The organism is Mesorhizobium sp. M0830, from assembly GCF_040319965.1.
In the GTDB taxonomy this organism is placed as follows: Bacteria; Pseudomonadota; Alphaproteobacteria; order Rhizobiales; family Rhizobiaceae; genus Mesorhizobium.
This window is the reverse complement of sequence record NZ_JAMYOR010000007.1, coordinates 53,981-77,542: the sequence shown is the minus strand read 5'-3', so window position 1 is coordinate 77,542 and position 23,562 is coordinate 53,981. Positions and strand designations below refer to the sequence as shown.

At 62.1% G+C, this 23,562-nt stretch carries 24 protein-coding genes; 16 read left to right on the top strand and 8 right to left on the bottom strand.

What is annotated here, in order from left to right:
- Window positions 1-52: 52 nt before the first annotated feature.
- The 3 genes from NKI20_RS06820 to NKI20_RS06810 all read left to right on the top strand — a co-directional run bounded on the left by NKI20_RS06820 (window position 53) and on the right by NKI20_RS06810 (window position 2,739).
- Complete coding sequence (locus NKI20_RS06820) at window positions 53-721, top strand: TfuA-like protein (RefSeq protein WP_352486666.1); 669 nt, start codon at window positions 53-55, stop codon at window positions 719-721.
- A 67-nt stretch (window positions 722-788) separates the two neighbouring features.
- The gene (locus tag NKI20_RS06815) at window positions 789-1,988 is read left to right on the top strand and encodes a gluzincin family metallopeptidase (RefSeq protein ID WP_502898044.1); all 1,200 of its coding nucleotides are present in this window, start codon (window positions 789-791) and stop codon (window positions 1,986-1,988) included.
- A 28-nt stretch (window positions 1,989-2,016) separates the two neighbouring features.
- Window positions 2,017-2,739, top strand: coding sequence for a hypothetical protein (locus tag NKI20_RS06810; RefSeq protein ID WP_352829296.1), 723 nt, complete (start codon window positions 2,017-2,019; stop codon window positions 2,737-2,739).
- A 362-nt stretch (window positions 2,740-3,101) separates the two neighbouring features.
- On the opposite strand, the gene NKI20_RS06805 is transcribed toward NKI20_RS06810, so the two are convergent.
- On the bottom strand, window positions 3,102-4,031 hold the full coding sequence (locus NKI20_RS06805; protein ID WP_352829294.1) for a LysR substrate-binding domain-containing protein: 930 nt from the start codon (window positions 4,029-4,031) through the stop codon (window positions 3,102-3,104).
- A gap of 279 nt (window positions 4,032-4,310) precedes the next feature.
- Here NKI20_RS06805 and NKI20_RS06800 point away from each other — a divergent pair, with 279 nt between their 5' ends.
- The 10 genes from NKI20_RS06800 (at window position 4,311) to NKI20_RS06755 (ending at window position 13,703) form a co-directional block, all read left to right on the top strand.
- Window positions 4,311-4,910, top strand: a complete 600-nt coding sequence (locus NKI20_RS06800; protein WP_352829292.1) for a DUF308 domain-containing protein — start codon at window positions 4,311-4,313, stop codon at window positions 4,908-4,910.
- Window positions 4,911-5,103: 193 nt separating this feature from the next.
- The gene (locus tag NKI20_RS06795; protein WP_352829399.1) at window positions 5,104-5,424 is read left to right on the top strand and encodes an acylphosphatase; all 321 of its coding nucleotides are present in this window, start codon (window positions 5,104-5,106) and stop codon (window positions 5,422-5,424) included.
- Between the two features lie 93 nt (window positions 5,425-5,517).
- Window positions 5,518-6,171, top strand: a complete 654-nt coding sequence (locus NKI20_RS06790; RefSeq protein WP_023761891.1) for a Rieske 2Fe-2S domain-containing protein — start codon at window positions 5,518-5,520, stop codon at window positions 6,169-6,171.
- Complete coding sequence (locus NKI20_RS06785; protein WP_352829290.1) at window positions 6,168-7,013, top strand: aromatic ring-hydroxylating dioxygenase subunit alpha; 846 nt, start codon at window positions 6,168-6,170, stop codon at window positions 7,011-7,013. Before NKI20_RS06790 ends, NKI20_RS06785 begins: the two co-directional genes overlap by 4 nt.
- Window positions 7,010-7,669, top strand: coding sequence for a glutathione S-transferase family protein (locus tag NKI20_RS06780; protein WP_352829288.1), 660 nt, complete (start codon window positions 7,010-7,012; stop codon window positions 7,667-7,669). The genes NKI20_RS06785 and NKI20_RS06780 overlap by 4 nt, the downstream gene beginning before the upstream one ends.
- A gap of 1 nt (window position 7,670) precedes the next feature.
- Window positions 7,671-9,050: an amidohydrolase gene (locus tag NKI20_RS06775; protein WP_352829285.1), complete on the top strand. Its 1,380-nt coding sequence runs from the start codon at window positions 7,671-7,673 to the stop codon at window positions 9,048-9,050.
- Window positions 9,051-9,076: 26 nt separating this feature from the next.
- Window positions 9,077-10,174 (top strand): BMP family ABC transporter substrate-binding protein, encoded by a 1,098-nt coding sequence (locus NKI20_RS06770; protein WP_352829397.1) that lies wholly within the window; start codon window positions 9,077-9,079, stop codon window positions 10,172-10,174.
- Window positions 10,175-10,177: 3 nt separating this feature from the next.
- Window positions 10,178-11,698, top strand: coding sequence for an ABC transporter ATP-binding protein (locus tag NKI20_RS06765; protein ID WP_352829283.1), 1,521 nt, complete (start codon window positions 10,178-10,180; stop codon window positions 11,696-11,698).
- The gene (locus NKI20_RS06760) at window positions 11,695-12,795 is read left to right on the top strand and encodes an ABC transporter permease (protein WP_352829281.1); all 1,101 of its coding nucleotides are present in this window, start codon (window positions 11,695-11,697) and stop codon (window positions 12,793-12,795) included. The genes NKI20_RS06765 and NKI20_RS06760 overlap by 4 nt, the downstream gene beginning before the upstream one ends.
- Window positions 12,792-13,703, top strand: a complete 912-nt coding sequence (locus NKI20_RS06755; RefSeq protein WP_352829279.1) for an ABC transporter permease — start codon at window positions 12,792-12,794, stop codon at window positions 13,701-13,703. The genes NKI20_RS06760 and NKI20_RS06755 overlap by 4 nt, the downstream gene beginning before the upstream one ends.
- Before the next feature lie 201 nt (window positions 13,704-13,904).
- Here the strand turns inward: NKI20_RS06755 and NKI20_RS06750 are convergent, their stop codons facing one another.
- Window positions 13,905-14,108 (bottom strand): CsbD family protein, encoded by a 204-nt coding sequence (locus NKI20_RS06750; protein WP_352601557.1) that lies wholly within the window; start codon window positions 14,106-14,108, stop codon window positions 13,905-13,907.
- Between the two features lie 345 nt (window positions 14,109-14,453).
- Window positions 14,454-15,494 (bottom strand): LacI family DNA-binding transcriptional regulator, encoded by a 1,041-nt coding sequence (locus NKI20_RS06745; protein ID WP_502898043.1) that lies wholly within the window; start codon window positions 15,492-15,494, stop codon window positions 14,454-14,456.
- A gap of 650 nt (window positions 15,495-16,144) precedes the next feature.
- Between NKI20_RS06745 and NKI20_RS06740 the strand changes: the two genes are divergently transcribed.
- The 3 genes from NKI20_RS06740 to NKI20_RS06730 all read left to right on the top strand — a co-directional run bounded on the left by NKI20_RS06740 (window position 16,145) and on the right by NKI20_RS06730 (window position 19,819).
- Entirely contained in the window at window positions 16,145-17,107 is a 963-nt protein-coding gene (locus NKI20_RS06740; protein ID WP_031260946.1) for a sugar-binding protein, read from the top strand.
- A gap of 115 nt (window positions 17,108-17,222) precedes the next feature.
- Window positions 17,223-18,761: a sugar ABC transporter ATP-binding protein gene (locus NKI20_RS06735; RefSeq protein WP_352829395.1), complete on the top strand. Its 1,539-nt coding sequence runs from the start codon at window positions 17,223-17,225 to the stop codon at window positions 18,759-18,761.
- Window positions 18,762-18,823: 62 nt separating this feature from the next.
- Window positions 18,824-19,819, top strand: coding sequence for an ABC transporter permease (locus NKI20_RS06730; RefSeq protein WP_352829274.1), 996 nt, complete (start codon window positions 18,824-18,826; stop codon window positions 19,817-19,819).
- Between the two features lie 17 nt (window positions 19,820-19,836).
- Here NKI20_RS06730 and phnN read toward each other — a convergent pair whose 3' ends face one another.
- From phnN to NKI20_RS06705, 5 genes are all read right to left on the bottom strand, one after another.
- Window positions 19,837-20,466, bottom strand: a complete 630-nt coding sequence (gene phnN, locus NKI20_RS06725; RefSeq protein ID WP_352829271.1) for a phosphonate metabolism protein/1,5-bisphosphokinase (PRPP-forming) PhnN — start codon at window positions 20,464-20,466, stop codon at window positions 19,837-19,839.
- Window positions 20,463-21,617 carry an alpha-D-ribose 1-methylphosphonate 5-triphosphate diphosphatase gene (locus NKI20_RS06720; protein ID WP_352829269.1) on the bottom strand — a complete coding sequence of 385 codons (1,155 nt, stop codon included), beginning with the start codon at window positions 21,615-21,617 and terminating at the stop codon, window positions 20,463-20,465. Before NKI20_RS06720 ends, phnN begins: the two co-directional genes overlap by 4 nt.
- Before the next feature lie 20 nt (window positions 21,618-21,637).
- The gene (locus tag NKI20_RS06715; protein ID WP_352729425.1) at window positions 21,638-22,345 is read right to left on the bottom strand and encodes a DUF1045 domain-containing protein; all 708 of its coding nucleotides are present in this window, start codon (window positions 22,343-22,345) and stop codon (window positions 21,638-21,640) included.
- A gap of 153 nt (window positions 22,346-22,498) precedes the next feature.
- A complete protein-coding gene (gene iolB / locus NKI20_RS06710) occupies window positions 22,499-23,311 on the bottom strand; it encodes a 5-deoxy-glucuronate isomerase (RefSeq protein WP_352829267.1) in 813 nt (270 codons plus the stop codon).
- Between the two features lie 5 nt (window positions 23,312-23,316).
- Entirely contained in the window at window positions 23,317-23,529 is a 213-nt protein-coding gene (locus tag NKI20_RS06705; RefSeq protein ID WP_023761908.1) for a hypothetical protein, read from the bottom strand.
- Window positions 23,530-23,562: the final 33 nt, after the last annotated feature.

Genomic DNA, 23,562 nt, shown 5'->3' with positions numbered 1-23,562 from the left:
ACCTCGGCTCGTTTTCACCGGCCCCACGCTATCGCATCCAGAGGCACAGCAGGTGGCCGACGTGATCTGCCTGGCGCCCGCGGTGCAAGGCTCGATCATAGCTGCGGTGCAGCGTTATGACCCGGCTGCAATTGTCATCATAGATGGCGCTTTCCAGGCTGAGCCGGCAGTGAGGCACAAGGAGATACTGTGGGCGATCAGCCAGGCCATCCCGGTGATTGGTGCTGGAAGCATGGGAGCCTTGCGAGCCGCCGAGCTTTACCCATACATGCACGGCGTTGGCCTTATCTATCGATGGTACCGCCGCTTTGCTTTCCTGCCTGATGACGCAGTGGCAGTGCTGTACGGTCCGAAGGCGGTGAATTTTTCGCCCCTAACGCACGCTTTGGTTGATTTGCGAATGACCGTTCGCGCCGCTTGGAGGCGGAACCTGATCTCCACCGATTTGTCAGGAAGGCTTGAGAATGCGGCGCGGAACCTCAATTTTAGGGAACGTACGCTGTCGCGAATGGTCCGCGAGGCACTACGGGAAGCCAGTGACCATGATATCGAAGCCTGCCGGCAAATTCTCGCAGGAGCTTTCATTCAGCAAAAGAAACGCGATGCACTGTCAGCTCTGCAACTTGTGCAAGAAAATGCATTGGTGGCGGCGGAATTGAGGAATTTCAGAATGACGGTCGCGTTTGCCCAAGATCTGGAGGACGCCGGCTTAGCAATCTGACGACAGAGTTGCCGGTGATACCTGGTGCAATTTACGAAATGCAGGCTTCGTGCTAGTGTCGCCGACCATGAGAGGGGCCGCGCAAGTGAACGCGCTCGATGTGGCCGGTCGGGCGGGGATGTCGGCTGGAACACGCTTCCTGCTATACCCACAAGCGCCTCACGTTTCTGGGTACGAGCAACCCGAGGCGGTCTGGATTTCAACATCGCCTGGTTTGATCCATCCGGGTCCGGCGGATCATCGCATATACGTGCGTGATCCCTTGCTGGACAAGCAGCCGTACGAGTATCCCTACCTGCCGCCCTTTGTTGGCGCGTATTTCCCACCCGCCGAGCCCGGCGTTGATGGTCATTTCGACCACCTCGCTCTTCAGTCGCGCCAGTTCCTTGCAGCGCATGCGTTCGCGGCTGCGAGCCGGGTGCTGGACATCTGGGAAAGCTATCTGGGCAAGCCGATTGTCTGGTACTTCGCCGAAACATACGAGCGGCTTGAGATCATTCCCTGGGTCGACTGGGAGAATGCGCAATCGGGATATGGCTATCTGGAGCTTGGCCGCGAGCGTGGAGCCGACGGGCGCGGCCATCCGTACGCCCTCAACTTCGACGTGATCGCGCATGAAATGGGTCACTCCATACTCTTTTCTCTCTTCGGAGTGCCCACGCAAGGCCTGCAGGACGGCGACTTCGGGCCGTTCCACGAAGCCAACTCCGATCTTATTTCGCTGCTTTCGTTCCTGCATTTCGACAGCGGGATGGATCGATTGTTACGGCACAGCCAGGCAAACCTGCTTGTCCTCAACGAGCTCAACCGCATCGCCGAACTGACGGGCGACCGCCAGATCCGCCTCGCCAGTAACTCGCGCAAGATGACGGAAGTCACCGCAGAGATTCATGACCGGTCTCGCCCATTCACGGGAGCGGTGTTCGATACCCTGGTCGATCTCTACCATGCCGGCCTGGTGCGGCAGGGCCTGGCCGACGAGCGCCTGCTTCGCTTCGACATCAGGCAGGTTAGTGAAGCCGACATGCGGCGCATCTCTAACTTCACGGGCGATGCATTCCGGGCCAGTCCGTTCCTTTTCAAGACCGAGCTAATCAAGGCGCGCGACGATGTCGCGCTTTCGCTCGCGCGCGCGTGGACGCGCCTCGATGCCGACCATCTCACATTCGCAATCGCAGCCTCCACCATCATCGAAGTGTCCGACCGCGTCGGCCCGGCGATAGCGGCAAGCTTCGAAGAGAACTTCAGATGGCGGGAAATTTTATGAATTGGTGATTGCAACGGAGGGTAACGACATGAGCGACGATTTTCACCGACCGACACTGACCTTTCCCGATGGCGCATATAACGCCAGCCAAGTAAGGCTCTACGGCATCCCCGGGAGTGGTGGTCTCGTTTTCCCAGGGAGCTCAAAGGCCGTCGGCACAAAAAACACAAGTATTTCTTCAAATATTTCGACGGGCGATCTCAAAAAAGATGAGAAAGCAAATGCAGAAGTTAAGAAAATCGTGAAAGAATTAAGAAGTGAAGGAGAAGATATATTATCAGATGAAGAAATATTCAAAAAACTTATTACCATACCACCATTTCCATGGTCCACAGGAATGTCGTACCAAATTGTACTCGACACGCGAAAGTTTGGAAAAATTGCTTTATCAACAATAGTAACACTCGAAGAGGCAGCAAGGGAAGGAAAATTTCTTTCCTGTGGCATTATTGTTGGTTATTCCTATGAAGGACATTGCTATGATTTACCAAAACCGAAAATCATGCTGATCTCAGCCTTTCCTCAAGAAATTCCACTCGACGATTGCGGCTATGACAAGAAAAAGCCGAGTGTGGGGGACAGATACATGCTTTGGATAGTCGACAGGCTTGATGAGTGCATTGAATTCGAAACGAACCAGGGGTTCGTCGAGCAGATCGTTCTCGAAGCCAATATGCCGGGTAAGCGCTCGCCCACGATGTATGCTTCCCGGATGATGATGGGCCACCGCGGGGGGAGACTTGGCGACTGATAGGCGCGAGTGCGCGCATGTCCGATGGCGAGTTGTTGTCGGCTAGCCCCCCCGGCTCGGCTTCCATGGTTGTTGTCCAAATCCACCGGCCTGTGGCGATTATACACCGCTATAACTCAGCTTGCCGGACTACTGGCCGCTTTGACCGTTGTTGGCGAATTGGCGGTTTTCGATGCCCACGGTGGTGATGCGGCAGTCGGCGGCAAAATCGCACTGTGGAGGGTAATCGGCAGTGTTTGATGGCGCCCCCCTTCCTCTTAGTCTTAGCCTAGAGGCGGGCGCCGGCGCAGGCCGGCACAAGCTTTCGCTCGGCGCGATGATCTCTGGAACATCACGCTGAGGCGTCGCGTGATCGTCAGTTCTCAAGTTATGAAACTGGCAGCGACCTCTTCGAGCGTCCGTTCCATCCATAGATGGCCGGGATCACTGTCGTTCCGCCGGTGCCAGTAGAGACGTTCCTCGATGATCGGCATCTCGAAGGGCACTGGAAGCGCCCTCACATTGTAGCGGTCGCTCTGCATCGCAACCAGCAGCGACGGCAGGATCGTCGCCATATCAGTCCTGCCGACCGTATTCAAAGTGAGATGGAAGTTCGGCAGCCACCCGCATGTGTGCGGTTGCTTAGGCTGCTGGCGCCAAAGCTGCTCAGCGACGCCAGCGATCACCCCGCCAAACCGAGTCTCGATATATCCCATCACACATAGCTCGTCGAAAGTGATGGTCTTGGCGGTGTGCGCATTATCTTTGGAGATCGCCACAACGAACTTGTCGGTGAATAGTTTCTGCGACCGTATGAACTCGTCATAGGCCTGCATTTTGTCGAGCAGTCTGGCTGAGATTGTGATCGCGAAGTCGATCTGGCCGTCCACAATGCGGTCTGCGGTATCCGCTGACAGCTCCTCGAACTGCACGCTGATCAGCGGAGCGATCTCCCGCAGCCGAGATATCAAATGCGTGGCCAGAAGCTCGCAGCAGTAGGTTGTCGCAGAAATCCGAAAAACACGTCGCGCGGCTGACGCATCGAAGCTGGTCGACTGATCGTTAAGCTCGCTGACCTGAGAGAGAATAGTCTTGACAGGGTCGGCGAGCGCGCGGCCCCTGGCGGTCAACTCGAGATTGCGGCCGATTTGCTCTAGCAGCGGATCGGCGAAATGGTGGCGCAACTTCCGCAGCGCCGCGCTCATCCCGGGCTGAGAGATGTGAATGCGCTCCGCGGCGCGGGTGACATTCCTTTCGGTGAGGAGCGCATCGAGCGCAACCAGAAGATTGAGATCGAGCCCTCGAAGATGCATCCGCTCCCCCAATATGTGCCCATAAGAGCGAGGGTTTCGGGCTTTTTAGGTCCGTTCGAGCACCAATGCAAATAAACCACCTGGTTAGCACGGAGCCTTCTCTGCCGATCTTGCGGGGGTTCGCGGATTACAGACGAACTCGGCGCCCTCGCGGCAAGGGACTGATGATCAAGGGATTCCTACGAGGAATATCCGAGCTGGATTGCTGGTATTTGAACAAACGATTTCCGTGCCGACGATCCGTCTTCTAGCTGGTAGGCAATGAATAGGAGACTCGACATGGTTACGCAGACGATCGAACACCGATCCGCCCCATCCGCCCCATCCGCCTCGGGCTGGCTCAAGCGCTATTATTTCACCCGGTTCGCCTTCTCGGCGGCGTGGGTCGTGATTGCCTTCTCGGTCGCCAAGAGCGTGCCACCGCTCGCCGCGATCATGCTCGTCGGCTATCCGGCCTGGGACGCGCTCGCCAACTTCATCGATGCCCAGCGCAGCGGCGGCCTCGGCCGCAACAAATCGCAGCTGCTCAACTTCATCTTCAGCATTCTCACCGCGATCGCCGTCGCTGTCGCGCTTCGCAGCAGCATGCACAGCGTGCTGATCGTCTTCGGCATCTGGGCCGGCTTCTCCGGCATCTTCCAACTCGCCACCGCCGTTGGTCGCTGGAAATCCTTCGGCGCCCAGTGGGCGATGATCCTGAGCGGCGCCCAGTCCGCCCTTGCAGGCGTCTTCATGATCTTGATGGCCCACGGACCAGACCCGGTCGGCATCGCCAACATCGCCCCCTATGCGGCGTTCGGCGCCTTCTATTTCGCCGTCTCGGCCATCTGGCTCGCCATCAGCGATGCCCGAAAAGGCGGGATTCGCACCGCGAGCTAAGACGCGGCGCCAGCCACGCCAGTCCGGCCAGGCGCGGCTCTAACCATTCGGCTTTGGCCTTTTATGCCCTTTCGCCCCTCGCAGCCGTTCGCGTATGGATCCGCAGCAATCGCACGCGTCGATTATCACTTCCGCCCGTTCAGTCAGACGCTATGCTGCTGACCATGATACCAAAGCCGCGAGGTCCTTCTTGATGAAGCAAGGTCAGCACCATGAGCGGATGACCATTCGCGGCCAGCTCCAACCCGCGTCCTTCGTGCCATGGATCATGCGCCATGCGGCCAAGCTTGGTCTCGCGCACCATGTCACTCATGCAAGTACCGATCGCATCGAGCTCGATATTGCCGGTGCGGCGGAACTGATCGACATGATGGAGATGGGGTGTTCGCTAGGGCCCATCGAGGTCTGGGTCGAGACGATCGACCGCGCGCCTGTCGAGCAAAAAACACATGGCTTTGCGCGTGGTTACCGTCCGTCTGCACTTAATTTAATCAATGTTGCAGTTGCGAAATAATTATGCATACGTCAGACTATCGAGCGGTTCGCCAACTCCTTGCGCTGGCATCTCTGGCCGGCAAACAGTGGTATCAGTACGGAAAGTAAGGTCATGCTGTCCGACAAGACGGACACCTGGGTGCCGGTCGCCCTTTCCCAGGATCTGCCGACAGGACAGGCAATGCCGGCGCGGACGCTCGCCGGTCCCATTGCCCTCTGGCGAAGCCAATCGGGGCGCTTGGCGGCATCGGCGGATCGCTGTCCACACCGCGGCATGCGCCTCTCCCATGGCTTCGTGCGCGGCGAGGCGCTCTCCTGCATCTATCACGGCTGGACCTATTCGCAGGCCGGTCGGTGTCTGCGCATTCCCGCCCATCCCAGCCTCACGCCGCCGGAGACGATTCGCGTTGCGACCCGGTCGGTCGAAGAGGCAGGCGGCATCGTCTGGGTTGCTGATGGAGAGCCCGACGGCAAGCCACCGCTTTTCGAGGGTTACGTCCCGCTCCGTTCATTGACGGTCCGTGCCGGAGGTTCGGCACTTTCTGCGGCTACCGGTACGAAGGCCGCCGTGGAAGGATTCGTCTGGCGGGCGCCCGGCGCGCCAGCAATCCGCCTGCTGCCCGTCCCGCAGGAAACCGGCGAGACGCTGATCCATGTCCTTGTTCCAGCCGATTGCGGTGTGTCCGAGCGCGTCGCCGCCTCGCGAGCCGCCGAGAGCCTTCGGCGCATGGCCGAACGGATCGAGGCGAAAGAGGCTGTGCCATGAACGACGATGCGATGCGCGACGAATGGTATCCGGTCGGGCTTTTCAGCCAGCTCGACCGCGGTGGGCGCGAGACCACCCTGATGGGCGCGCCGATCAAGGTTGCGCTCGACGCCAATGGTGCGGCGAAAGTGACAGGCGAAAACGGTCGCGTGCTGCCGGTCTCGGTGCGCTATGGCCATATCTGGTCGTCGCTCGGCGAACCGAGGAAACCGGTCTTTCCGATTCCCGAGGCGGACCAGCCCGGGCGCCGCTTCGTCGATGTCGGTGTGGTGCGGGTGCGCTGCTCGCCGCTCCGCGCCGTCGAGAACTTTCTCGACATCGCACACTTCCCCTTCGTCCATACCGATATCCTCGGCTCGGAGCCGCATACCGAAGTCGAAGACTACAAGGTCGAGATCCGCGAGGAAGAGGACGAGGTCTGGGCTACCCAGGTGAAGTTCTACCAGCCGCAAGCGGCGAAATCGGCGAGCGGGGGTATCACGACGGAATATATGTACCGCGTGCCGGCTCCGACCTGCTCGGTCCTTTACAAGACCTGCCCGCCGCGCCCGGGCGAATGGGATGTCATCGCGCTGTTCGTCCAGCCGCTTGCCGAGGATCTCTGCGACGTCTGGCCGTGGATGGCGCTCTTCGACGACGAGACGCCACTGACCGACCTGATCCATTTCCAGCAGACGATTTTCCTGCAGGATCGCTCGATCCTCGAAAACCAGATCCCGCGGCTTCTGCCGCTCGATCCAGGCATGGAAATCCCGACACGCGCCGACCTGACCTCGGTCGCCTATCGCCGCTGGCTGAAACGCCGCAATTATACCTACGGCGCGCAGCTGGTGGCACAATGAGGCTTTACGACTACGTCCTCTCCCCAAGTTGCTACAAGGTGCGCCTGATGGCGGCGCTGTCAGGCGTGAAGCTCGAAATCCGTCCGGTCGACTTCCATCCCGGCGCCGAGCATCGCGGCCCCGAGCTTATGGCGCTTAATCCGGGAGGCTCCATCCCGATCTTCGAGGACGGCGACCTGATCCTGACCGAATCTTCCGCCATGCTTGGCTATCTCGCCGCGAAGGCAGCACCGGCCTGGCTCGGCAGCGGTGCCCCCGAGGAGACGGCGCGCGTCCAGCAATGGCTTTCCTTCTCGCACAGGCTGACCGCCAGCCTCGGCGGCGCGCGCCTGCACGAGATGCTGCTGCGCCCCGGTGACATCGGTGCGCTTCAGGCCAATGGCACAGCGGCACTGCGTGAACTGGAAGCCGGCCTCTTCGAACAAAAAATGCGTGGCAATCGGTTTCTCGCGTCCGACCGGCCGACGATTGCCGACATTGCCTGCTTTCCCTATGTCGCGCTCTCGCCCGACGGAGGCGTTTCCCTCGACCCGTATCCCACGATCCGGCTCTGGTCGCGAGCGCTCCGCAGCCTCGACAACTTCATCGAGATGCCCGGTATCCACCGGCTGCACGAGCTGAAGCCCGAACCGCGACCATGCCCGGACGAGGCTTGAGATGACCGGCTATCTCCTGAAAGATTGCGCGGCGGTCATCATCGATGACGGCAGGGGTCCGAGCGTCCGGCGCAATGTCGATGTGCTGACGAATGGGCCGCGGATCGAGGCAATCGGGGAAGGCCTGCACAGAGGCGAACTGCCGGCCGGCACCATCGTGCAGGACGCCGACGGCTGGTTCGTCTATCCCGGCCTCGTCAACACCCATCATCATTTCTTCCAATGCTTCGTGCGCAACCGTGCCGAGCTCGACTGGACGAAGCTGTCGGTCATCGAATGGCTCGACCGGATCTATCCGATCTTCTCCCGGCTCAACGAGGATTGTTTCTACCACGCCTCGGTCACGGCGATGGCAGAGATGATCAAGCACGGTTGCACGACGGCCTTCGACCACCAGTACAATTTTCCCCGCCATGCCGGAAAGCGGCTCATCGACCGGCAGTTCGAAGCGGCCGATCTTCTCGGCATGCGTTTCCACGCGGGCCGCGGCGGCAACACGCTGCCGAAGTCGGAAGGCTCGACCATTCCGGACGAGATGCTGGAGACCACGGACGAATTCATCGCCGACTGCGCCCGCCTCATCGACACTTATCACGACACCAGCCCCTTCAGCATGCGCCAGGTCGTCGTCGCTCCCTGCCAGCCGGTCAATTGCTACCGCGAAACCTTCGTGGAGTCGGTTTCGCTGGCGCGTGATCGCGGGTTGCAGATGCACACCCATGTCGGCGAAGGCGAAAGCCCGGTCATCGAAGCCCGCTTTGGCATGCGCACGGTGGACTATCTCGAGGAACTCGGATTTGCCGGCCAAGACACTTTCTATGCCCATTGCTGGGAGCTGACGCATGACGAACTGCGGCTGATGGCGGCGAGCGGCACCGGCGTTTCGCATTGCCCGGAGCCGGTCTATCTGGTGGGTGCGCAGGTGACCGATATTCCCGCCATGTCCGCCTTCGGCCTGCGCGTCGGTCTCGGCTGCGACGGTGCCGCCTCGAACGACAATTCCAACCTCATGCAATGCATCCATTCCGCCTACATGCTGCAATGCCTGGCGGCCTCGACGCGCGCTCATCCGGTGCCCGCGCCGGCCGATTTCCTCGGCTATGCGACAACTGGCGGCGCCGCGCTTCTCGGTCGCAAGGACATCGGCCGACTGTCGCCCGGCATGGCCGCCGATCTCTTCGCGATCGACACGCGCCGCATGGATTATGTCGGCACGCGCCACGATCCGTTGAGCCTGATTGCCAAGGTCGGCATCGGCATGCCAACCGACATGACCATGATCAACGGCCGCATCGTCTGGGAAAAGGGTGCGTTTGCCGGGCTGGACGAGGCCCGGCTTGCCGCGGACGCGGAAGCCGCGCTTGCTACGGTGGAATTCTGACAACTTAAAAAAGGGGAACTGACATGCTGAACTACCTGACCCGCAGAACTCTAATGAAGGGCCTTGCCGCGACGGGGCTTGCCGGCGCGCTTGGCGGCCGTCCCGCCTTTGCGGCCGACGAGCCGCTGGGTATCACGCTCGTGCTCCCGTCGCCGGTCGGCGATGTCGGCTGGGGCCATGCGCTCGCCGCCGGCCTCGAGCCGGTCAAGGCCGCATACGGCGACAAGGTGAAGATCACCGTCATCGAGAACATCGCCGAGGGGCCGGACGCCGACCGGATCATGAACAAGACCGTCGCCGACGGGAACAAATTCCTGATCGCCGGCTCGTTCGGCTACCAGAATGGCGCACTGCAGATCGCCCGCCGCGATCCTGGGGTCACTGTGCTGCATGCATCCGGCTTCCAGACCGCGCCGAATTTCTCGCCCTTCGCGGCGAAGTATTTCCAAGGCACTTACCTGCTCGGCATGGCCGCCGCAGCTCTTTCCAAGACCGGCAAGCTGGGCTCGGTCTCGGCCTTCGCCATTCCGGAGCTGATCACCTCGATCAACGCATTTACGCTCGGCGCACAGACCGTAAACCCCGCTATCGAGGTATCGGTCGTCTGGGTGAACTCCTGGTTCGACCCGGCCAAGGAACAGGAAGCCGCCAAGGCGCTGATGGCACAGAACTGCGACGTGATCTTCTCGAACGCGCAGGATACGCCCTCGGTCATCTCGGCCTGCGAGGAGGCTGGCGTCTACGCGTTCAACCTCAATTCGTCGATGAAGAAATATGCGCCGAAGAAATATCTCGGCTGCATTGCGACGGACTGGTCGCCCTTCTTCAAGGCTTCCGTGGATGCCCATATCGCCGGAACCTTCAAGGGCGCCAACGCCTTCCTTGGCGTCGCCGAAAAGGTGGTAGAGGTCGTGGACTGGAACTCGGATGTCCCAGCCGACACGATGGCGAAGATCAAGGAAGTGGCGGCGAAGATCGCCGACGGCAGCTTCTCGCCCTTCACAGGCCCAATCTCCAAGGCCGATGGCAGCGAAGCCGCCGCCGCCGGTGCGACGATAGCGGATCCCGAGATCGTCGCGATGGACTGGCACGTCAAGGGTGTCACCACACCGCTGCCAAAGTAAGTCATGACCCCGCCCCTTCTGTCGCTCCGCGGCATCTCGAAGAGCTACGGCCAGATCCGTGCCAACCAGGCCATCGATCTGGACGTGGCGCCCCAATCGATCCATGCGATTCTAGGGGAGAATGGGGCGGGCAAATCGACGCTGATGAAACTCATCTATGGCGTTGAACAGCCGGACGAGGGCACCGTCGTCTGGAACGGAGAGCTCCTGAGCCTTGCCTCGCCGGCCGAGGCAAGGCGCAGGGGCATCGGCATGGTCTTTCAGCATTTCTCGCTGTTCGAGACGCTGAGCGTTGTCGAGAACATCCAGCTCGTCGTGCCCGGCAGCAAGGCGGAGCTGGCGGGGCGCATCCGCACCCTCGGCCAGGAGTTTGGCCTTGAAGTAGATCCTCTCGCCGATGTGCATGCGCTCTCGGTCGGCGAGCGGCAGCGGGTGGAGATCATCCGCTGCCTAATGACGGACCCGAAGCTGCTCATTCTCGACGAGCCGACCTCGGTGCTGCCGCCGCAGGCGGTGAAGAAGCTGTTCGACACGCTCAGGCGCCTTCGCGACCGTGGCGTGTCCATCCTCTTCATCTCCCACAAGCTGGAGGAAATTCGCACGATCTGCGACCGGGCGACCATCCTGCGTGGAGGGCGCGTTACAGGCACCGTCGACCCGCGCGACCACGATACGCACGACCTCGCCCGCATGATGATCGGCCGCGACATGCCGGAGGTGATGCCGGCGTTGGCCATGCCCGAGGGGGAGAAGCGGCTGGAAATAATCGGCATGGACTACACGCCCGATGACCCCTTTGCCACGCCGCTCTCCGGCATCAGCCTCACGGTACGATCAGGCGAGATCCTTGGCATAGCCGGAATCTCGGGCAATGGCCAAGGCGAACTTGCCGCGCTCATCTCAGGCGAAGCGATGGTGAAGGAACAGCGCGATCGGATCTACATGATGGGCAGCGACGTAGGCACGCTCGACGCGGCAGCGCGCAGGAGACTCGGGTTCGCCTTCGTACCCGAAGACCGGCTCGGGCGCGGCGCGGTCCCTGAAATGTCGCTCGTGCTCAACACCGTTCTTACCGCCCATCCTTTCGATCTCGTGAGGCACGGCCTCATCGACAACGCCGGAGCGACGGCTTTCACCAGCGAATGCATCCGCCAGCACGACGTCCGCGCCTCCGGCCCGGCTGCCGAAGCGGGCTCGCTGTCGGGCGGCAACTTGCAGAAATTCATCGTCGGTCGCGAGATGATGCTCTCGCCAAAACTGCTCTTCGTGGCGCAGCCGACCTGGGGCGTAGACATCGGCGCTGCGTCCGCCATCAGAAGGCGGCTCATTGCGTTGCGCAACGAGGGCATGGCGATCCTCGTCATTTCCGAGGAACTCGAGGAACTTTTCGAACTCTGCGATTTCATCCAGGTGCTGCACCATGGCATGCTCAGTCCGCCTCTGGTCACGCGGGACACGCGCCCCGAAGACATCGGCCGATACATGATCGGCGCACATGCCTCGCCAGAGAAGGTTCCTGCATGAACATTTCGGCCGCGACGTTCCTCCCCGCGCTCGTCCGCCGGGAGCATGCCTCGCTCGTCGCGGCCATGCTGGCCCCGGTTGCCGCGCTTGGCATGGCGATCATCCTCAATCTGGGCCTCTATGCGCTGATAGGCCGCGATCCGGCGACCGTGCTGTACGCGATGCTTCTCGATCCGTTCCTCTCCTGGACATCGTTCGCGGAGGTGCTACTCAAGGCCGGGCCTCTTCTCCTCATCGCGCAGGGGCTGGCGATCGGTTTTCGCGCAAAAGTGTTCAACATCGGCGCGGAGGGCCAGTTCATCCTCGGCGCTATTTTTGCCTCGGCGATCCCTGTCTGGTTTCCGCTGGCGACCGGGCAGTGGATCTGGCCGCTGATGCTGCTTCTCGGGGCCATCGGAGGTGCGCTTTGGGCATCGATCACCGCCTTCTGGCGCGTAAGGTTCAATGCGAACGAGATCCTGGTCTCCCTGATGCTGAGCCTCGTTGCCGCGCAAGTCCTCAACTACCTGCTGCTCGGCCCCTGGAAGGACCCGGCCGGCTTCAATTTCCCACAATCCGTGATGTTTCAGAACGACGCGATGCTGCCGACCCTGATCGCCGGTACCCGCGTCAACGTCTCGCTGCTCATCGCACTCGCGCTCTCGCTGGCGGCCTGGATTTTCATGCAGCGAAGCTTCATGGGTTATAAGCTCCAGGTCGGCGGCCTTGCCCCGCGCGCGGCCGGTTACGCCGGCTTCAGCGAAGCGCGTGCGATTTGGCTGTCGCTTCTGATCGGCGGCTTCGTGGCGGGACTGGCAGGCGCCGCGGAAGTCGCGGGGCCGCTCGGCCAGTTGCAGCGCTCGATCTCGACAGGCTACGGTTATGCGGCCATCATCGTCGCCTATCTCGGCGGCTTGCATCCGATCGGCATCGTCTTTTCTGCGCTCTTCATGGCCGTCCTTTATATCGGCGGCGACAATGCGATGGTGTCGGCCAACTTGCCGATCGCCGCCGTCCGCGTCTTTCAAGGCAGTTTGCTGCTCGCCTATCTCGTCGCTGTGGCCTTCGTGCGCTACCGCATCGAGTGGCGCCGCCCCCATCTCCGGAGCCACCCATGAACGCCGTCGAGTTCATTATTTCGGGCATGCTCGCAGCCGCAACCCCCTTTCTGCTTGCCGCACTCGGCGAGCTGGTGGTCGAGCGCGCGGGCGTCCTTAACCTCGGCGTGGAGGGCCTGATGGCCCTCGGCGCGGTGCTCGCGTTCATCGTCGTCTACCACGGCGGTGGACACCTGCTGGGCTTCGTCGCCGCCGGTCTCGGCAGCGCCGTCCTGTCCCTCGTCTTTGCAGTGCTGGCACTCGGTTTCAGGGCAAACCAGGTCGCCACAGGCCTTGCGATCGGCATCCTCGGCCAGGGCCTTTCGGCGCTGTTCGGCAAAAGCTACGAGAGCCTGACGGTCAAGGGGCTGCCGAAACTTGCCTTTCCCGGCCTCTCGGAAATCCCGGTAGTCGGCAGGCTGTTTGTCGAAGACGTCGTCGTATGGCTTTCCCTTGCCGTGACGTTCGCGATCTGGGCGATGTTTGCCTATACGAAGGTCGGCCTTGTCGTGAGGGCAATCGGCGAGAATCCCAAGGCTGCCCACGCCATCGGCTATCCGGTCATCGCCATCCGTGTCGCGGCGATAGCCTTTGGTGGCATGATGGCGGGTTTTGCCGGCGCCTATGCGGCAGCGGTGTACACGCCCCTTTGGGCGGACGGCATGATTGCCGGACGCGGCTGGATCGCGATCGCACTGGTTGTCTTTGGTACGTGGCTCGCTGGCCGTATCTTCCTGGGTGCCTGCCTCTTCGGCGCGGTTTCGCTGATGAGCCTCGCCGCCCAGGCGACCGGTCTGGACGTGCCGTCGCAACTGCTTTCCAGCCTTCCCTATCTCGTTACGATCGTCGTGCTCGGTATCATCTCGGCGGACCGCCGCCTGCTCAGGCTGAACGGCGTCGCCTCGCTTGGCGAACCCTTCGAACGCTAGCCACGATGTGGATTTGCGAAGCTCGGCGCAAGTTGAAGCGCCCTTGGCGGTCTACTGCTCGCAGGCAATCAGGCAGCGACTGGCAAAGACTTACGGCGCTCGACCAGACCCGTGGCGGTCGAGAACCGCATGCATCGTCGAGATCGCTCCAATGAAAGCGGCGGTCCATAACGCCTCAAAAATTGATTGGTTCAAAGCTGTCTACCAGCCTTGTCGCCCATACCATTCGTCGATGTCTCGGCGTACGCGATCCTTCGCCAGGCCGTAGCGTTCCTGGATTTTACCTTCGAGCTGATCGCGCTTGCCGGCGATGCGGTCGAGATCATCATCAGTGAGCTTGCCCCACTGTTCCTTCACCTTGCCTTTGACCTGCTTCCAATTTCCTTCGACGCGGTTCCAGTCCATGGTGGCGAACTCCTTCGTTTCTCTGGTGGAAAAACGGTCGTATGGCCGTGGGGTTCCGCTACAATGCGGAGAAGCGACAACCGCGATTGGAAGCGGATTTCGTTTCGATCAAACAGCCTCGATGGAACATTAGCAGTTTCTAAATGTTGATGTGTGCGGCAGGCGGTGCCCTCCATCGCCTGCTGAAGATTGGGGCGAAAGCCCCGATCGGCCCGCGCTCTCCGCCAGAGGCGCGGGCTTTATTTTATCAACTCACAAAGTGAAGCGATAACCGACAAGCCGGTAACAAACTACGTCGTCAGCGTGTTCGAGAAGCCGCGTTGGCGGGCCATGCGCTATCTCCTATCACACCGCCACCACGGCCCTTACACTCTCCCGCTCCACCAGCGGGCACTCCAGCTTGGTGATCGGATACCGTCCTCGCCCCGGCACCGCCGGCGCCTCCAGCTGCTCGATCGCCCATTGGCCCATAGCCATGTGCGGCAGGATCGAGGTGGTCAGCGGCGGGAACAAGTGCCGGGCGATTTCCTCGTCGTCGTAGCCGACGACGGAGATGTCCTGGGGGATGTGCAGGCCGGCTTCCTTCAGCGCTTCGTAACAGCCGATCGCGGTGCGATCGTTCTGGCAGAAGATGGCGGTCGGACGGTCCTTCAGCGCCAACAGCTTGACGGTCGCGGCATAGCCGGCACTGGCCGACCAGTCGCCCTCGACCACCAGCTCGGGATCGAACGGGATGTCGGCGGTGGCGAGTGCGCGGCGGTAGCCCTTCAGCCGGTCTTGTGCCGCCTGCATCCACGGCTCGCCGGTGATGGTTGCGATGCGGCGGTGGCCGTGGCTGATCAGATGGCGGGTCGAGTTCTGGCCGCCGGCGATCTCGCTCGGCACCACGGCCGGGAAGGCGTAGTCTGATGTGTAGCAGTTGAGCAGGATCACCGGGATATCGAGGCCGTAGAGGTAATCGGGCGCGGTGATCTCCCGGGTGAAGATAGTCATGTAGATCAGCGCCGAAATGCCCCGCTTGGTGAGTGCCGCGATGGCGCGCGGCTCCATGACTGCATCGCCCAGCGTCTGCGCCACCAAGAGCACGTTTCCGGCATTCCACGAGGCCTGCCGCGCGCCCTCGATGGCGACGACGGCTTCCGGGCTGGTGGCGAGCTGGTCAACGGCGAAGCCGATCACTCCGTCGAGTCCTTCGAAGGCGGGCTCCTTGAAGGCAGGCAACGCCGGGTGAAGCGCCGAGAAGGCGGGCGCCGCATAGCCAAGGGTCCGCGCGGCCTCGATCACCCGTTCGCGGGTCTGCTGAGACAGCTTGATCCCTGGCGAATTGTTGAGCACGAAGGAGACTGTCGCCTGCGAGCAGCCTGCCGCCCTGGCGATATCGGTCATGGTGACACGACCCCTTGCGCCCTTCGCCGGCGCCTTGCGGCGCCTCTCTTTGTCGATGGCCGGACTATCGCTCATGTCGCTCCCTCAGCCTGTCTGGCGACGGCCTGTCGGGCCGCCAAGATGGCGTGGACGCTGTCGGTTTATAGAAATCGCCACAAGTCATTTATATCTATTAGCGACCTTGAGGTCCACTCGCCACGCGAATCTGGACAACTCACAACTCAAGCGCCATAAAGTCCGGGCGTTGTCGCAGCCAGGCGGCGGCTCGCGGCAGATACGCCGCGAAACCGCAATCTCGTCCCGGATGCCACCTCGAAAACTAATACTGTTTACTAATACAAGAATGCGCTGTACCGTCAATTTGTCGCGTCCGGGCCGCCTGGGTCGGGGCCGGCGGGAGTGTGCGCAAATGGCCGATGGCGAGCGGATATCATCTCCGCGAGCCTTGTCTCGGACATACGATATGTCAGACAAATCGGACTATTTACGAACGAGAGATGAGTCTCTAAGGTCCATGATCGTGGCTGGAAGGGCGCCATTCTTTCGTTGCCGGAAACCCTTTGAGGAGGAGGGGCGTCCAAGCTGCAAACGGCAAATTCAGGTGACTAAGACCAGTCTGTCTGATGACTAAACCAAATGGGAGGTTGAACATGAAATCTTTGATACGAAATGCATCCGTGGCCACCGCGGCGCTGCTGCTCGGCCTGTCGGCCACGGCAATCGCGCGCGCCGACGACAAGCCGACGCTGGCCTTCGTCGTCAACGGCGCTTCCGATTTCTGGAAGGCCGCCGAAGCCGGCGTCAAGAAGGCGCAAGGCGAGCTGCCGGATTATAATCTCGAACTCAAATATCCCGAGCAGTCCTCGGTCGCCATCCAGCAGCGGCTGATGGACGATCTGGTGACGGCCGGCGTCAAGGGCATCATGGTCTCGGCCGTCGATCCCAAGACCTCGACAGACGGGCTCAACAAGATCGCTTCGGAAACGGCTCTGTTCACCACGGACAGCGACGCCCCGCAGACCAAGCGCGTCGCCTATATCGGCTCGTCCAACGTCGATGCCGGCAAGCAGGCGGCTGAAATCGCCAAGAAGGCGATGCCCAATGGCGGCAAGTGCCTCGGCTTCGTCGGCCTGCTCGGCGCCGACAATGCCAAGGAGCGCATCCAGGGCATGAAGGACGGCCTGGCCGGCACCAAGATCGAGCTGATCGACGTGCGCGGTGACGACATCGACCAGGCGCGCGCCAAGAAGAATGTCGAGGACGCGCTGGTCGCCAGCCCCGACGTCACCTGCATGGTCGGCTTCTACTCCTACAACACGCCGCGCATCTATGAAGCGCTGCGTGACGCCGGCAAGCTCGGCTCGATCACCGTCGTCGGCTTCGATGACGATCCGATCACGCTGGGCGGCGTCAAGGAAGGCACCGTTGCCGCAACCGTCGTGCAGCAGCCCTTCGAATGGGCCTATCAGGGCATGAAGCTGATGGCTTCCTATCTCAAGGGCGACAAGTCGGGCATCCCGGAAGGCGGCCTCATCATCGTTCCCACCAAGATCATCGGCAAGGATGATGTCGACGCCTATGCCGCCAACCTGAAGGCAATGTCTGGAAACTAAAACTTGAAGCAGTTCAGCCGGCTCAACTTCGCTTGGGCCGGCTGCTCGCATTGACGAACCGCGCGAGGATCGTCAGTCTGCCACAAGGTCAGCCCGCCAACTGCTGTCAGGCATGATGAACTATTCCGACACATCCATCGCTACGACCACCCCGTTCCTCAGCCTCGAGAACGTGCGCAAGACCTATCCGGGCGTCGTCGCGCTCGATGGCTTCTCCATGGAGGTCAGGCCGGGCGAAGTCATCGGCCTCGTTGGCGAAAACGGCGCCGGCAAATCGACATTGATGAAGATCCTCGGCGGCGTCACCACGCCCGACGCCGGCACGATCACGGTCGACGGCACCGCCCACAAGGGCTTGACCGTCGAAGCCAGCCTGGGCTCGGGCATCGCCTTCGTCCACCAGGAACTCAATCTGTTCGACAATCTCGATGTCGCCGCCAACATCTTCTTCGGCCGCGAGCCGTTGCGCGCCGGGCCGTTCAAGCTCGTCGACCGCGCAAAGCTGCGCACCATGGTGGCGCCGCTGTTGAAGCGCGTCGGCGCCAATTTTTCCGCCGACACACCGGTTGCGACCTTGTCGCTGGCGCAGCAGCAAATGGTCGAGATCGCCAAGGCGCTGTCGATCGAGGCGCGGCTCGTCATCCTCGACGAGCCGACATCGAGCCTGCCGCTCGCCGAGACCGACAAATTGCTCGACGTCATCAAAGCGCTGAAGGCCGATGGCATCAGCGTCATCTTCATTTCGCACCGCCTGCACGAAGTCGAGCGCGTCGCCGACCGCGTCGTCGTGCTGCGTGACGGCATGCTGGCCGGCACCTTGCCGAAGAGCGACATCGGCCATGACCAGATGGTCAAGCTGATGATCGGCCGCATGCTGAAGGAACGCGAAAAGGCCTCCGAGGCCGCGCGCGCGCCCGGCGCCACAGCCCTGTCGGCCAAGGCCATCCGCACCCCTGCCTATCCCGGCCGGCCGGTCGATCTCGACGTCAGGCGCGGCGAAATCCTCGGCCTTGCCGGCCTTGTCGGCTCCGGCCGCACCGAGCTGGCGCGGGTGTTCTTCGGCATAGACTCAAGCCTTGGCGGCACTCTCGAGCTCGACGGCAAGCCGCTTGTGCTGGGCTCGGCGGCCGATGCCGTCGCGCATGGCATCTTCCTGGTGCCGGAAGACCGCAAGCTGACCGGCATCCTGCTCGACCTGTCGATCGCCCAGAATATTTCGCTGCCCAATCTGCCGGCACATGCGCGCCGCTCGCTGGTGTCCACAAGTGCCGAGATTGCCACCGCCGAGAAGCAGAAGAAGGATCTCGGCATCAAGGCGCCGTCCGTACAGACGCGCACCGGCACACTGTCGGGCGGTAACCAGCAAAAGGTCGTGCTCGGCAAATGGTTGGCCATGAATCCGAAAGTAATGATCCTTGACGAGCCGACGCGTGGCATCGACATCGGCGCCAAGGCGGAAATCTACGGACTGATGCGCGCTTTGGCCGATGCCGGCGTCGCCGTGCTGATGATCTCCTCCGACATGGAAGAGGTGATCGGCGTGTCCGACCGCATCGCCGTCATGCATGAAGGCCAGATCTCGGGCATTCTCGACAAGGACCGGTTCAGCCAGGAAAACGTGCTGCTGCTGGCGGTGGGCAAGCAACCGAAATAATTTTTTGTTTTGCCACGGGTTCCGGTCCGGAACCCTCTAGGGCGGGCATTGGGGAGAAGACGATGAGCAAGAAAGATCTCGGCCTGCTGATCCTGATCCTGGTGGTCGGCGCCATCGTGGCGATCATCAATCCGCGCTTCCTGTTGCCGATCAATCTCGCCAACACTTCCAACCTGATCGGCCTGTTCGGCATCCTGTCGATCGGCCAGGCCTTCGTCATCATCACCGGCGGCATCGAACTGTCGGTCGGCTCGGTGGTTGCGCTGCTGGGAACGTTGTTCATCGACTTCATCGCCGTGCGCGAGGTGGGCTGGCCGCTGGCCTTCGTGCTGATCTTGTTCCTCGGTGCCATCATCGGCCTGGTGCATGGCTGGCTGATCACGCGGCTAAAGCTGCAGCCTTTCGTCGTCACGCTGTGCGGCTTGCTGATCTATCGCGGCGTCGCCCGCTTCTACACCGCCGACGGCACCGCCGGCTTTGCCTTCGGCCAGAATTTCCCGAACCTCGAATTCCTCACCGCCGGACGTTCATATGGCGTTCCCAACAGCTTTATCGCGCTAATCGTCATCGCCATCGTCATGTGGGTGGTGCTGCACCGCTCAGTTTTCGGCCGCTATCTCTACGCTATCGGCAAGAACGAGGAGGCGGCGAAATATTCGGGCATCCGCACCGGCCGCGTCGTCATGGCCGCTTACGTCATCTGCGGCGTGCTGACGGCGTTGTCGGCGATCTATTTCGCCATGTACACGCGCTCGATCTCGCCGGCCAGCCACGGCCAGTTCTACGAACTCTACGCCATCGCGGCCGCCGTGCTCGGCGGCTTCTCGCTGCGCGGCGGTGAGGGCTCGCTGATCGGCGTCATCCTTGGCACGGTGCTGCTGCAGGAGTTGCAGAACCTCGTCAACCTGCTCGGCATCCCGTCCTCGCTCAACTTCGCGGTGATGGGCGGCGTCATCCTCATCGGTGTGCTGGTCGACCAGCAATGGGGCGTGTTCCGGGAACGGCGGCTGATGGTCGACGCCACTCGCAAAAGCGCCGCTGGTGCGGCCGCGGAATAGGCCGGGCTCGAGGCAGGTTAGATCAGTCCCGACATATCGGAAAAGGCCATCGCCTTGCGCAGTACCTCGGCGAAGCGCTCGCCGGCCGCGTCGCGCGGGCCGCTATTGTCGATCGAGGTGACGCCAGGGCCGGACAGAGTGACATTGGCGCTTCGCGCCAGCCGCGCCAGCACTTCGCCGCGTGACTCGCGGCCGCGCATCGCCAGACGCTCTGCCAGCACGTCGGGCGAGGCGGTGATCTCGACCACGGCCAGATTGGCATAGCGCTCGCGCAGCACCGGGATGATCGCGCGCGACACGTTTGCCACGGCAACGCGGCCATTGGCGACGGACCAGTCGACATCGGCCGGGATGCCATAGCGCAAGCCATGCGCCTCCCAGGAAATGGCGAAGGCGCCATCGGCTTCGGCCTCGGCGAAGGCGGCGTCGGCCAGCGTGTCGTGGTCCTCGCTGGCGGCATCGCTCGGTCGTGTGATGACGCGGCGGACGAACTCCAGCCTTGTCTCGTCGGCAAAGCGGGTGCGGGCATAGCCGATCACCGTGTCCTTGCCGGCGCCGCTTGGACCGACGACGGCGACGAAGACGCCGTCACGGATCGGAAACATCTCGGCCGACAATTCACGCTCGATCAACGCGGACACCATCATGCGACCCGGCGTCCCTGGCGCCAGACGGTGCGCACGACCGGAACATGGTCGTCGACGCGTACGCGCACCAGGTCGGCGCGGCGGCCCTGCTCGATGACGCCGCGGTCGGTCAGGCCAATCGCTTCGGCCGGGTTCTTCGAGACCATGGCGACCGCCTGCGGCAGGGAAATGCCGTCGACGACGTCGCCGAGGAAGAACGCCGACTGGATCAGGCTGAAGGGAATGTAGTCGGACGACAGGATGTCGAGCAGGCCATCGCTGGCCAGCGTGCGGGCCGAGACATTGCCCGAATGCGAGGCGCCGCGCATGACGTTGGGCGCACCCATCAGCACGCCGAGCCCGGCCTCTTTCGAGGCCCTGGCGGCTTCTTCCGTGGTCGGGAACTCGGCGACGCGCACGCCCTGTTCGATCGCTTCGCCGACATGGCCAAGGGTGGCGTCGTCATGGCTGGCCAAAACGATGCCGCGCTCATGGCAGGCGGCGGCGATCACCGCCCGGTTCGGTACCGAATTGCGCGCCGATTCCGCCATCCGTTTTTCGCAGAACAGTTTGAAGTCGCGATCGGTCAGCTTGAGCTTGCGCTGGTAATAATAGGCATAGGTCTCGAGATTGACGAACTGGCGTTGGCCGGGCGCATGGTCCATCAGCGATGCCAGTTTCACCCGTTCGTCGCCGTCGAAATTGGCGAACGCCTTGAGGCAGTCCGGCGCCGAAACCTCGCAGCGCAGATGGATGAAATGGTCGGCCCGCAGACGATCCTGCTGTACGCTGTCCTCGATCGCATCGGCCAGCTTGCGGATGTCGGTCGACGTCAGGTCGGCATCCTCGTCCATGCCGACGCGCAAGGCATCGAGCACGGTGGTGATGCCGGCTGTCGCCACTTGCGCGTCATGAGCGAGCACGGCGGCGATTGGGTTCCAGCGCACCTTGGGCCGCGGCGCGTAGTGGCCTTCGAGATGGTCTGTATGGAGTTCGACCAGCCCGGGAATGATGTAGTCGCCCCCCATATCCTCGCCGGCCATGCTCCCGCCGGTTTGGCTGGTGCCGGCATCGATGCCGGCGATAAAGCCGTCGCGCAGCACCAGCGAACCCTCGACGATCTCGTCGGCAAGAACGATGCGGGCGTTGTGGAGAACAGTCTCGGCGGTCATTTCAGGCAGTCCTTGGTTGTTCAGGCGGTTTTTCTAGCCGGGCGGCGCCCGAGCGCGTGATGCGAGAGCACCATGAACGGTGCGCCCGGTTCGGTTTCGACGAACAGCGTCAGCGCATCCACCAGCAGCGGCTGTTGCAGCACCTGCGCAAACAGACTGTCGATTGCTGCGCGCAAACGAGGGCTTTCCTGTGGCCCCGCTCGGCCGGACAGCGTCATGTGGAAGCGAAAGGTCTCGAAGACATAGGGGTAGCCCCATTGGCAGAGATTGCGGAACTCGGCCGGCTTCAGCGAATCCGGGCTGCGCCGCTCGATTTCTGCCTCGGTCAACGGCGCACGAAACCGGTCGAAGCCGAGCACCACATCATCGGCGAAGCGGTTGAGCGCAGGCAGCGGGCCGTCCGGCACCAGTGCGAAGAAGCCATCGATCTGGCTGACGATGAGACGCGGGATGCTCACCGCCGGCGTCGCCTCGGCAAAATGGTCGAGTGCGGCGCGCAGCGAGGCTTCGGTTTCGCTGGCGGCCAGGCGGAAAGGGGCTTTCAGCGTGGCGTGAAAACCATAGCGGCGCGCCGAAGCTGTGTGGAAAGCAACCTCCGCCGCCGACAGGTCGGCCACCGCCTCGGCCGGCCTTGTCGCGCCGCCAAATGGGTCACGGCCAAGCCAGTTGGCGGCGATCCGCGCCAGTGGCTCGTCCTGCCGGGGGGTGAAATAGAGGGCGTAGCGCATTAGGAAGTCCTCGTCAGTCCCGTTGCCATAGGTGATTTCCATGACGGATTGACGAAGCTTTGAAGGGTTTTCGAAGGCAAATCGAGCCTTCCGGTCCTTAGCCGGCATTTTTTTCGGGTTGGACCAACAGCTTTACCCGGAAGAGACGATCGATCAGGCCTTCATCAGCCATTCGTGCTCAGGAGCATTGTGGAATTTCCACGTCCGCTTAGGCCCGGCCATCACGTTGAGATAATAGAGGTCGTAGCCGTGGCAGGCGGCGCAGGGATGATAGCCCTTGGGAACCAGCACGACATCGCCGTCCTCGATCGCCATCGCTTCGTCGAGCGCGCGGTGGCCATTCTTGTCGGCGTCGGTGTAGACGCGCTGGAAGGCAAAGCCCTGCGGTGGGCTGAGCCGGTGATAGTAGGTTTCCTCGAGATAGGATTCGTCGGGCAGGTTGTCCTGGTCATGCTTGTGCGGCGGATAGCTCGACGTATGGCCGCCGGGCGTGATCACCTCGACCACCAGCAGCGAATCGGCCGGCTTGCCCTCCGGCAATATGTTGGTGACGTAGCGCGTGTTGGTGCCCTTGCCGCGCACCTCCTGGCCGAGATCGTCCGGTGCGATCACCCGCACCGGCAGACCGCCGCCAAGGCCCGGCGCCGAGCAGACCGCGAGTTCCAGCTCGGTATCCGCCGTCACCGACCAGTCGGAGCCTTGCGGAACGTAGACCGACCACGGCTTGCCCTCGAAGGGCGACATGCGCTCGCCAAGCAGGCCGAGATCCTTGCCGCCGGCTCTCGCGTTGCCCTTGCCGGTGACGAACACCAGGCAGACTTCGCGATCATCGGTTTTTCCGGAAGCGCTCTCGCCGGGCCGCAGCCGATGCAGGTCGAAACCGACATAGCTCCAGCTTGCGTTCTCCGGCGTCACATGGGCGACGCGGCCATGGCCCTTGTCGGCCTTCACCAGCAGCTTCGACATCCCTGTCACTCCTTCGGTTCGGCCTCGGCCTTGCCCTCGTCCGCGGGCTTGTAGAGGTAAAAAAACTGCCAGACGGCGTAGCCGGCGAAACCAAGCGCGATGACGCCCCAGAACGGCGTGCCGGTGGCGAACTCGATGATCGACCAGATGACGCAGACCGCGACGACGGCGACACGCCGCCACAAAGGCCGGAAGAAGGGGTGTTCGTAATCTTTCATCGGGCCAATCTACAGCAATCGGCTTCGCCGGGA

Bases quoted from the DNA above. Each gene is read 5' to 3' on its own strand.
- NKI20_RS06735 (WP_352829395.1), top strand. From the start codon at position 17,223: ATGAACTATTCCGACACATCCATCGCTACGACCACCCCGTTCCTCAGC.
- NKI20_RS06775 (WP_352829285.1), top strand. From the start codon at position 7,671: ATGACCGGCTATCTCCTGAAAGATTGCGCGGCGGTCATCATCGATGAC.
- NKI20_RS06795 (WP_352829399.1), top strand. From the start codon at position 5,104: ATGAAGCAAGGTCAGCACCATGAGCGGATGACCATTCGCGGCCAGCTC.
- NKI20_RS06810 (WP_352829296.1), top strand. From the start codon at position 2,017: ATGAGCGACGATTTTCACCGACCGACACTGACCTTTCCCGATGGCGCA.
- iolB (WP_352829267.1), bottom strand. From the start codon at position 23,311: ATGTCGAAGCTGCTGGTGAAGGCCGACAAGGGCCATGGCCGCGTCGCC.
- NKI20_RS06715 (WP_352729425.1), bottom strand. From the start codon at position 22,345: ATGCGCTACGCCCTCTATTTCACCCCCCGGCAGGACGAGCCACTGGCG.
- NKI20_RS06740 (WP_031260946.1), top strand. From the start codon at position 16,145: ATGAAATCTTTGATACGAAATGCATCCGTGGCCACCGCGGCGCTGCTG.
- phnN (WP_352829271.1), bottom strand. From the start codon at position 20,466: ATGATGGTGTCCGCGTTGATCGAGCGTGAATTGTCGGCCGAGATGTTT.
- NKI20_RS06760 (WP_352829281.1), top strand. From the start codon at position 11,695: ATGAACATTTCGGCCGCGACGTTCCTCCCCGCGCTCGTCCGCCGGGAG.
- NKI20_RS06745 (WP_502898043.1), bottom strand. From the start codon at position 15,494: ATGACCGATATCGCCAGGGCGGCAGGCTGCTCGCAGGCGACAGTCTCC.
- NKI20_RS06730 (WP_352829274.1), top strand. From the start codon at position 18,824: ATGAGCAAGAAAGATCTCGGCCTGCTGATCCTGATCCTGGTGGTCGGC.
- NKI20_RS06815 (WP_502898044.1), top strand. From the start codon at position 789: ATGAGAGGGGCCGCGCAAGTGAACGCGCTCGATGTGGCCGGTCGGGCG.
- NKI20_RS06805 (WP_352829294.1), bottom strand. From the start codon at position 4,031: ATGCATCTTCGAGGGCTCGATCTCAATCTTCTGGTTGCGCTCGATGCG.
- NKI20_RS06705 (WP_023761908.1), bottom strand. From the start codon at position 23,529: ATGAAAGATTACGAACACCCCTTCTTCCGGCCTTTGTGGCGGCGTGTC.
- NKI20_RS06785 (WP_352829290.1), top strand. From the start codon at position 6,168: ATGAACGACGATGCGATGCGCGACGAATGGTATCCGGTCGGGCTTTTC.
- NKI20_RS06750 (WP_352601557.1), bottom strand. From the start codon at position 14,108: ATGGACTGGAACCGCGTCGAAGGAAATTGGAAGCAGGTCAAAGGCAAG.
- NKI20_RS06765 (WP_352829283.1), top strand. From the start codon at position 10,178: ATGACCCCGCCCCTTCTGTCGCTCCGCGGCATCTCGAAGAGCTACGGC.
- NKI20_RS06790 (WP_023761891.1), top strand. From the start codon at position 5,518: ATGCTGTCCGACAAGACGGACACCTGGGTGCCGGTCGCCCTTTCCCAG.
- NKI20_RS06755 (WP_352829279.1), top strand. From the start codon at position 12,792: ATGAACGCCGTCGAGTTCATTATTTCGGGCATGCTCGCAGCCGCAACC.
- NKI20_RS06800 (WP_352829292.1), top strand. From the start codon at position 4,311: ATGGTTACGCAGACGATCGAACACCGATCCGCCCCATCCGCCCCATCC.
- NKI20_RS06720 (WP_352829269.1), bottom strand. From the start codon at position 21,617: ATGACCGCCGAGACTGTTCTCCACAACGCCCGCATCGTTCTTGCCGAC.
- NKI20_RS06780 (WP_352829288.1), top strand. From the start codon at position 7,010: ATGAGGCTTTACGACTACGTCCTCTCCCCAAGTTGCTACAAGGTGCGC.